General features: G+C 67.9%; 5 protein-coding genes and 2 pseudogenes. 5 read left to right on the top strand and 2 right to left on the bottom strand.

The window, feature by feature from the left end; translation table 11 throughout:
* Window positions 1-271 precede the first annotated feature (271 nt).
* From ABT300_RS39055 to ABT300_RS39040, 4 genes and pseudogenes are all read left to right on the top strand, one after another.
* Window positions 272-1,725 (top strand): annotated as a pseudogene (locus tag ABT300_RS39055) (NF041680 family putative transposase); the annotation flags it as partial.
* A 544-nt stretch (window positions 1,726-2,269) separates the two neighbouring features.
* Window positions 2,270-3,397, top strand: coding sequence for a DUF6192 family protein (locus ABT300_RS39050; RefSeq protein ID WP_351686435.1), 1,128 nt, complete (start codon window positions 2,270-2,272; stop codon window positions 3,395-3,397).
* Between the two features lie 3 nt (window positions 3,398-3,400).
* The gene (locus ABT300_RS39045) at window positions 3,401-3,829 is read left to right on the top strand and encodes a RacP protein (RefSeq protein ID WP_351686432.1); all 429 of its coding nucleotides are present in this window, start codon (window positions 3,401-3,403) and stop codon (window positions 3,827-3,829) included.
* Window positions 3,830-3,887: 58 nt separating this feature from the next.
* On the top strand, window positions 3,888-4,742 hold the full coding sequence (locus tag ABT300_RS39040) for an IS5 family transposase (RefSeq protein ID WP_351686429.1): 855 nt from the start codon (window positions 3,888-3,890) through the stop codon (window positions 4,740-4,742).
* A gap of 220 nt (window positions 4,743-4,962) precedes the next feature.
* On the opposite strand, the pseudogene ABT300_RS39035 reads toward ABT300_RS39040, so the two are convergent.
* A pseudogene (locus ABT300_RS39035) lies at window positions 4,963-5,219 on the bottom strand (SAM-dependent methyltransferase); the annotation flags it as partial.
* A gap of 117 nt (window positions 5,220-5,336) precedes the next feature.
* Window positions 5,337-6,287: an alpha/beta fold hydrolase gene (locus ABT300_RS39030; protein WP_351686426.1), complete on the bottom strand. Its 951-nt coding sequence runs from the start codon at window positions 6,285-6,287 to the stop codon at window positions 5,337-5,339.
* A gap of 143 nt (window positions 6,288-6,430) precedes the next feature.
* On the opposite strand from ABT300_RS39030, the gene ABT300_RS39025 reads away from it, so the two are divergent.
* Window positions 6,431-7,057 carry a TetR/AcrR family transcriptional regulator gene (locus ABT300_RS39025; RefSeq protein WP_351686423.1) on the top strand — a complete coding sequence of 209 codons (627 nt, stop codon included), beginning with the start codon at window positions 6,431-6,433 and terminating at the stop codon, window positions 7,055-7,057.
* Window positions 7,058-7,435: the final 378 nt, after the last annotated feature.

The following is a 7,435-nucleotide window of genomic DNA, read 5'->3' as shown; positions in this document are numbered from 1 at the left end:
CGTATCACCCGACCATGATCCACCACTCAAGATCAATTGAAGACACGACCTAGGACTCCAGGGGCTGAGCCGCCCGAAGAGCGCTACCCTACCGGTCCTCGACCAGCCCACCCCAGCAGCAATCTGTCCCAGCGGCCGTTCCATAGGGCATCCGGTGTCGAAATGTGCCTCGAACTACGCTGCCCAGTCGGCCATTCTTCGGAGATTGCAGCGGCTTTCGCCTGATCATGTGCTCCGACCAAGGTGCACGATCGAGACGAAGGCCGTGAGAGTGAGTCTGCTGCCTGACGCGGGTCCCGGGGAGGCGTTCGCGCAAGCGTCACGCCTCCGCGAGGACTTATTCGACTGTCTGACCGCGCGCGGGGACGAACTGTTCGAGCTTGTGGACGCGTTGCTGTGCGCGGACGGGCCGGTGACCTCGCCGGTGGACCTGACGCTGGTGGCCGAGCACAGGCGTGGGCACGGCGCGATGCACGAGGCGCTGAACTGCGGGACCGTCGACGTGCCCCGGCTGCGGCAGGTGCTGGCCGGTCTGCCGATGCCGCAGGCCGCCGACGGGCGCATGGTCTTGGCGGTCGACGTCAGCAACTGGCTCCGCCCCGACCGCGCCGACCAGCGCAGACCGCCTGTTCTGCCACGTCTACGGCCGCAGCGGACGCTCCTCGGACCAGTTCATCCCCGGCTGGCTGTACTCCTTCGTCGCCGCCCTCGAATCGGGCCGGACGTCCTGGTGTCAGCTCCTGTACGCTGTCCGTCTCGGCCCCGAGGACGACGTCGCCGAGGTCACCGCCGCGCAGCTGCGCCGGGTGGTCGAGGACCTGATCGAGATGGGCCGCTGGCACGTCGGCGACCGCGACATCCTCATCGTCTTCGACGTCGGCTACGACGCCCCGCGCATGGTCCACCTCCTCGACGGCCTCCCGGTCGAAGTGCTGGGTCGGATGCGCGCCGACCGCGTCATGCGACGGCCGACGCCCTCGCCCAAGGAGTACGCCCTGGCCTATCCTCAGGGCGGACGACCGCCGAAGCACGGCAAGGAGTTCCGTTTCGCCAAACCGGACACCTGGGGCAAGCCGGACGCGGCTTCCGTGCAGGTCACCGACCGGTACGGCACCGTCCACGCGATGGCCTGGGACCGCATCCACCCCCGCCTGACCACCCGCTCCGCGTGGATCGACCACACTGGCGAACTCCCCATCATCGAAGGCACGCTGATCCGCCTCCAGGTCGACCGCCTGCCTGGCGGAGGCGACCCGCTCCCGCTCTGGCTCTGGTCCTCCGCCACCGGCCTGAACAGCCAGGACGTCGACGTGCGCTGGCAGGCGTTCCTGAGGAGGTTCGACATCGAGCACCTCTTCCGGCTGATGAAACAGACCCTCGGGTGGACCCGCCCGAAGCTCCGTACCCCCGAGGCAGGCGAGCGCTGGACCTGGCTGATCATCGCCGCACACACCCAAATCCGCATTCTGCGCAGTGCCGCCGCCGATCTGCGGCGGCCGTGGGAGAAGCCCGCCGAGCCCGGCCGGCTCACCCCGGCCCGAGTCCGCCGGGGGTTCAGAAACCTCCGCCCACATCTCATCTGCCCGGCTCGTGCACCGAAGCCCTCAACACCCGGACCAGGCAGGTCACTTGGCTCGAAGAACCGGCGGCCCGCCCACCCGCTACGACGTGGGCAAGACCGTGAAACGACCCGAGAGCATCACCGAACGAAACCGACTCAGACCACAAAGGACAAGCTCAGTGCCTGTTCCATATCTCCGGTTCTGGGTAGCCTTGACGCCTAGGCTGGCCGGGTGTCCGAGGGTGCCGGGCGGACCGGAGAGCGGGTGTGCGGGGGCTGTAGTGAACGGCTGAGGCCGGGGGCGCGGCCCGATGCGGTGTTCTGTTCTGCGGTGTGTCGTGCCAGGCAGTGGCGTCGGGTCCGTCGGCTACGGAGGCGGGTGGCGGCCGAACTGGGCGGCGACGGGCTGGCCGAGTGCCTGGTCTGCGGGGCGACTTGGGTGGTGGGGGTGGACCGGCGGTCGAACGCCGTTTACCGCTCGCGGCGGTGCGTGACAAGGGCCTGGAGGGCCCGGAAGGATTCGTACGGCGAACGGTCACGGTGACCGTTGCGCGAACACGCACGAATCGCACTTCTGATTGAATACCGGTCACTTCCGGCCAATCGTTGTGATCATAGGATTTTCGGTCTGACTCTCGGGTTCGAGAGGCGGGCTGTGTCTCGTCACGGTCAACGGCCGTGCCCGGCCCGCGGGTTGGGGTGAGAACAGTGCCCGAGGAGATCGAGAAGGCCGGCGACGGCGACAGGGTCGGCACTGTCAGCGCGAGCCGATACGCGCAGATCGTGGCGGAGCTGCGGAAGCTGGTGGAGACGGCCAGCCGCATCCAGTTCGCGATCGGCGACTACGCGATGGAAGTCGAGCCGATGCGCGAGTACGGCGGCCAGGAGAGGAGCGAGGCGCCGTTCACGGTGAAGGAGTCGCTGTTCCGGCTGGCCGAGGACATCGGGGTGTCGTACTCGATGGTGAACCAGACGAGGTGGACGGCTTCCAGGTGGCCAGAGGATCGCCGGGTCGCCGGCGTCTCCTACACGGTCCACCGGATCCTGGCGGGGATCGCGGACGAGGAGGAGCGGTTCGAGGCGATCGGCACCCCGCCGGCGGGGAAGTCGCGGTGGACGCCGGACGAGGCGAACCGGCGGGCCGGCCGTCAGGTCGTCAAGCCGGTCACCCCGCAGGAGAAGGTCAGCGCGATCCACACGCTCGCCAAGGACGAGGAGGTCGCGGCGACGGTGACCGGTGACCTGCTGCGCCGTCCGGCCGTAGTCGCGCAGGTCAAGCCCGCCGACAAGGTGAGGGCGGTGGAGGAGTTGTCCCGCGAGGACGAGGTCGCCGCCGCGATCGCCCCGGACATCCTGCGGCGCCCCGCGGTCGTCGCGAAGGTCAAAGCGGCCGACAAGGTGAAGGTCGTCGAGGAGCTGACCCGGGACGAGACCGTCGCCGCGGAGGTGACCACCGGTCTGCTGCGCCGCCCGGACGTCGCGTTTAAGGCGATGGGCGACGACACCGCCCGCCACCAGGTCAACCGGGCCCAGGTCGAACGCGGGCAGCAGGCCCGCGAGGACTTCGAGGAGAACAACCCACTCGCCCCGGCGATCCGCGCGATCGACCGCTCGGTGGAGTTCCTCGACCTGGTCACCGCCTGCCACGCGTTCGTCGTGGCGGCCGGCCGTGTCGTCCCGGGTCTACGCGACCGGCAACTCGGTGACGACGAACGCGTCCTGGTTCACGAGAACGTCGCCCGGGTGCGGGCCACCCTTGACTGGATCGAGACGGCCGTCGACACCGGGAAGGTCGACGTCGACGGCGAACTGGCCCGGCTCCTGCAAGGCGAATAGCCGGTGCCACGCCCTTCCGAGCGCAGATCGGCAGCCTCCCAGCGGCACGCCGACACCGTCCGGTTCGTGCTCTTCGAGGCCCGCCCGGCCGGGCTGACCTTCCCCCAGCTCGTCCGCTCCGGCGAGCTGACACCCAGCCAGACCCGCGCGGGCTTGGCCTGCCTGCGAGACATCATCTCCGAACGGGGCTGGCCGCCCCTGATCTGGACGAAGAAGGACGGCTACCGCTTCTGCACCGACACCGCCGAACTCCAGGCATACGAACTCTCGATCGTGAGGGAGAAGCTCACCGAGATCCGCCGGTTCATCACCGCCGTCGTCGGCCCGCACGCCGCTCTCCAGCCGAACGGACGGTGGATCAAACACCTCAACACCCAGCTCGGCTCGGTCGAGTCCACGCTCGACATCATCACCGAGTACATCAACACCTGACCGGGTTTGGGGACGGCACGGCCGTCCCCCAACCCCCGCCTTCGGAAGGGAGGTTGAGTTGTCCCGGCACCGCTGCTACCCCTCCGACACCTACGACGACGAATGGGCCCTCATCGAGCCCCTCCTCCCGCCGCCGGCCTGCGAGTCCCTCAAGGGGGGACGCCCCGAGAGGCACCCACGCCGCGAGATCGTCGACGCCATCCGCTACGTCGTGGACACCGGCTGCAAGTGGAGAGCCCTGCCCAGGGACTTCCCGCCCTGGCGGACCTGCTACAACTTCATGGCCCGCTGGGCAGCCGCCGGAGTCGTCGGACAGATCCGCGACCAGCTGCGCAAACGCATCCGCCGCGAGATGGGCCGAGCCCCCGGCGCGGTCGCCACCGTCATCGACTCCCAGTCCGTCAAGGCCGCCGAGACCGTCGGGCGCGACTCGCGCGGCTACGACGGCGCCAAGAAAATCAACGGATGCAAGCGACACCTGGTCGTCGACACCAAGGGCCTGCCACTGTTCGTGATGGTCACCCCTGCCGACACGACCGACCGCGACGCCGCGAAGGAAGTCCTGTTCAGGCTGCGGCTGATGCATCCTGAGATCACCATCGTCTGGGCCGACTCCGGCTATGCCGGACAGCTCGTGACCTGGGCGAAGGCCCACCTGAACCCGACGCTCAAGACCATCAGCCGTCCGAAGGACGCCACCGGATTCGTCATCCTGCCCCGTCGCTGGGTTGTGGAGCGGAGCCTGGCCTGGATCATGCAAGCCCGCCGTCACGCCCGGGACTACGAACGGCTCATCCAGCACTCGGAATCTTTGATCACCTGGGCCGCGATCACACTGATGACCAGGCGCATCACCCGCCGGTCCTCCCGCAGGAGGACACAGCCCGCCTCGTATGAGGCCAACCGGGACTGATCGTTCTCAAGTTCACGGTCGGCAACGCCACCAGGACAGGCCCGTCCTACCGGCCGGGAGCTTACTTTCCCACGAACTTCCCTGAAGCCGCAGATTGTTCAGCCTCTGAGTCGCCGCACGGCTCTGCAGGTGAGAAGTGAGACTGCTCGGCAGGTACTTTCTGACGCCAGTGACGCGGTGGTGGAAGCGTCCGGATGCTAGTCCGCCTGCAGGACGAAGAAAAGAACAGGAAGCACAGGAAGCGCGGCTTGGCCACGATGGCTTCGGGAACAGCTCACGGGCGGCTGGACCAGGCTCCGGCTCGCTGATGACGGTGATCCGGAAACCGGCTCCGGTGAAAACCTCGATCATCGCGTGCAGCGGCCTGTGCCAGATGCTGATCCGCGCGGTCTGGCCGTCCATGGTCCACTCGTCGGTCCAGTGGGTCGCGTCGAAGTAGTCGTACTCGGACTCACGGCCGGCCTGACGGTGCATGATGAGCAGCTGCCCCCTGAGGCCCATCTGCTCTCTGTCTGGGGCGAGCGATTGTCGAGAGGTCCAGGCTTTCGCTGTCCCCCTTTGACGCCCCGCGAGTGGTTCCGGATGTCTCACCGGCTACGCGTCGGTGACGTCCCGGGGCGTCGCCGGGTGGAGGGAGTCGATGTCCTCCATGAAACTCAACATCCGGGCGTTGACGAGGTCGGGGTGGTCGATCTGCGGCCCGTGTCCGGTCGCGGCGACGATCTCGGCGCGGGCGCCGGCAATCACCCGAGGAACGCGTTCGAGCTGACGCTTCGGGTGCACCAGAAGGCTGCGCTTACCCATGATCAGGTAGAACGGCGTCCGGATGGAGCCCAGTTCGGCGTCGGACAGCGGCAGTGGAGCGGGACGGCGTATCCGGAAGGCCTTCACGCCGGCCTGGATCCAGGCGCGCAGATCCGGATCGGATACGACGGGCTGCTCCAGCCACTTGGCGAGAGCCGGGCGCAGCCGCTTGGGAGCGAAGGTGGCGAAGAGGCTGGCGAAGATCCAGACGAAGAAACGGAGCCCCACCTTCTCCAGCCCGCCCGGGTCGAGGGCGGTGACGGAGGCGATCCGTTCGGGCCGGCGGTGGACCTGGTTGATGACGAGCCAGCCGCCGTAGGAGGAGCCGACGAGGTGGACCTTGTCGAGGCCGAGGGCGTCGAGGGCCTCGTCCATCCACTGGGCGGCCCGCTCGGGTTGCCACATCGGCGCGCGGTGGATGCTGCGGCCCGGGTCGCCGGGGGTGTCAAGGGCGTAGACGGGGCGATCGGCGCTGAGCGCGGCCGTGTTGGGGTACCACATCGCGGAGCAGCCGCCTGAGCCGTGGATCAGGACGACCGGCGTGCGGGACTCGGCCGCCGGGTCCGCGGGGCCGTACCGGTAGACGTGAGTCGTCCCGAAGCTCGTCTCCACGTCGGTCTCGGAGCGGATCGGTTCGCCCTTCGCGTAAAGCACGTCGCAGGCGGCGAAGTAGCGGTCGCGCAACTGGTCGTTGACGTAGCGCCCTATGTCACGGCGCGTTCCGGGCGTGTTCTCGGGCATGAGGTACCTCCGTGAGATCCGCTCTTTGTGATACGACCGTACCATGGTGGTGATACGGCGGTACCATGAAAAGGTGCCGTCGAGCCGGACCGGACGGCGAGCAGGCAACCCACCCACACCCACCACGGCCGGAGACACCACGGATGCCCAAGCGCGTGGACCACGACGAACGCCGCACCCAGATCGCTGAAGCACTCATCCAGGTCGCAGGGCGGCAGGGCCTGCATGCGGTCGGCATGCGCGACGTCGCCGCCGAGGCGGGCGTCTCACTGCGCCTGGTGCAGTACTACTTCCAGACCAAGGAAAAGCTGCTCTTCCACGGCCTCCAACACCTGACCGACCGCTTCACGGCACGCGTCGGCGCCCGCCTCGCCGCTGCCGGCCAAGACCCGGGCCTCCGCGCGACCATCGAGGCACTGCTGCTGGCCTCGCTGCCGACCGACGAGGAGAGCCGCACCTTCCACCTTCTCTACAGCTCCTACTCGATCCTGTCCGTGACCGACGAGACCCTCGCCGCCCAGCCATTCATCGACAACCCTGACGCCGCCGAGAACGCCCTCACCCAACTGATCCAACAGGCACAGGAGACGGGCCAAGCCGATGCTGGAGCCGACGCTCGCACTGAGGCGATCAGCCTGCTCGCCATGACGGCAACCATGGGCACCAGCATCCTCGTCGGACAGCGCACGCCGGAGTCTGCCACTGCGGCACTCCACTACCACCTCGACAGGATCTTCAACAGCAGCCAGACCTCGCCTACGACCCGGTGACTTCCACTCCTGGCTTCACCCGGCATCGGCCTGAGGTGCTGCTGAGCTGAGACACCAGCTCGCGGTTGGTTGCCCGAGTGGCTGCCGAGATCCTCGCCGCGTTCACCAAGCCGCGAGTTGAGCTCCACAACCTGCGACTCGACATGGGTCGACTTCTCCTCGATGGCGTCGGCGGCGTGAAAGCTCCGAGCCCAGCAGCCTGCCAGACCTCCTGACCGAGGACATGGGACAGCCGTTGTTCGAGCTCGACGAACTGCTGGACCTGGCGGGTGCGTCGGCTAGATCAGTTGCAGTGCACGTGCGCCAGGCGCGCAACGACAGACAAAGCGATCTTCAGCCTGTCGCAGGTCAGTCGTCGAAGGCGGCCAGGACGCGGCG

Origin of the sequence: Streptomyces sp. NPDC001027, from assembly GCF_040299045.1 — a bacterium.
GTDB lineage: Bacteria > Actinomycetota > Actinomycetes > Streptomycetales > Streptomycetaceae > Streptomyces.
This window is presented reverse-complemented; position numbering and strand designations above follow the sequence as displayed.

Bases quoted from the DNA above. Each gene is read 5' to 3' on its own strand.
- ABT300_RS39030 (WP_351686426.1), bottom strand. From the start codon at position 6,287: ATGCCCGAGAACACGCCCGGAACGCGCCGTGACATAGGGCGCTACGTC.
- ABT300_RS39025 (WP_351686423.1), top strand. From the start codon at position 6,431: ATGCCCAAGCGCGTGGACCACGACGAACGCCGCACCCAGATCGCTGAA.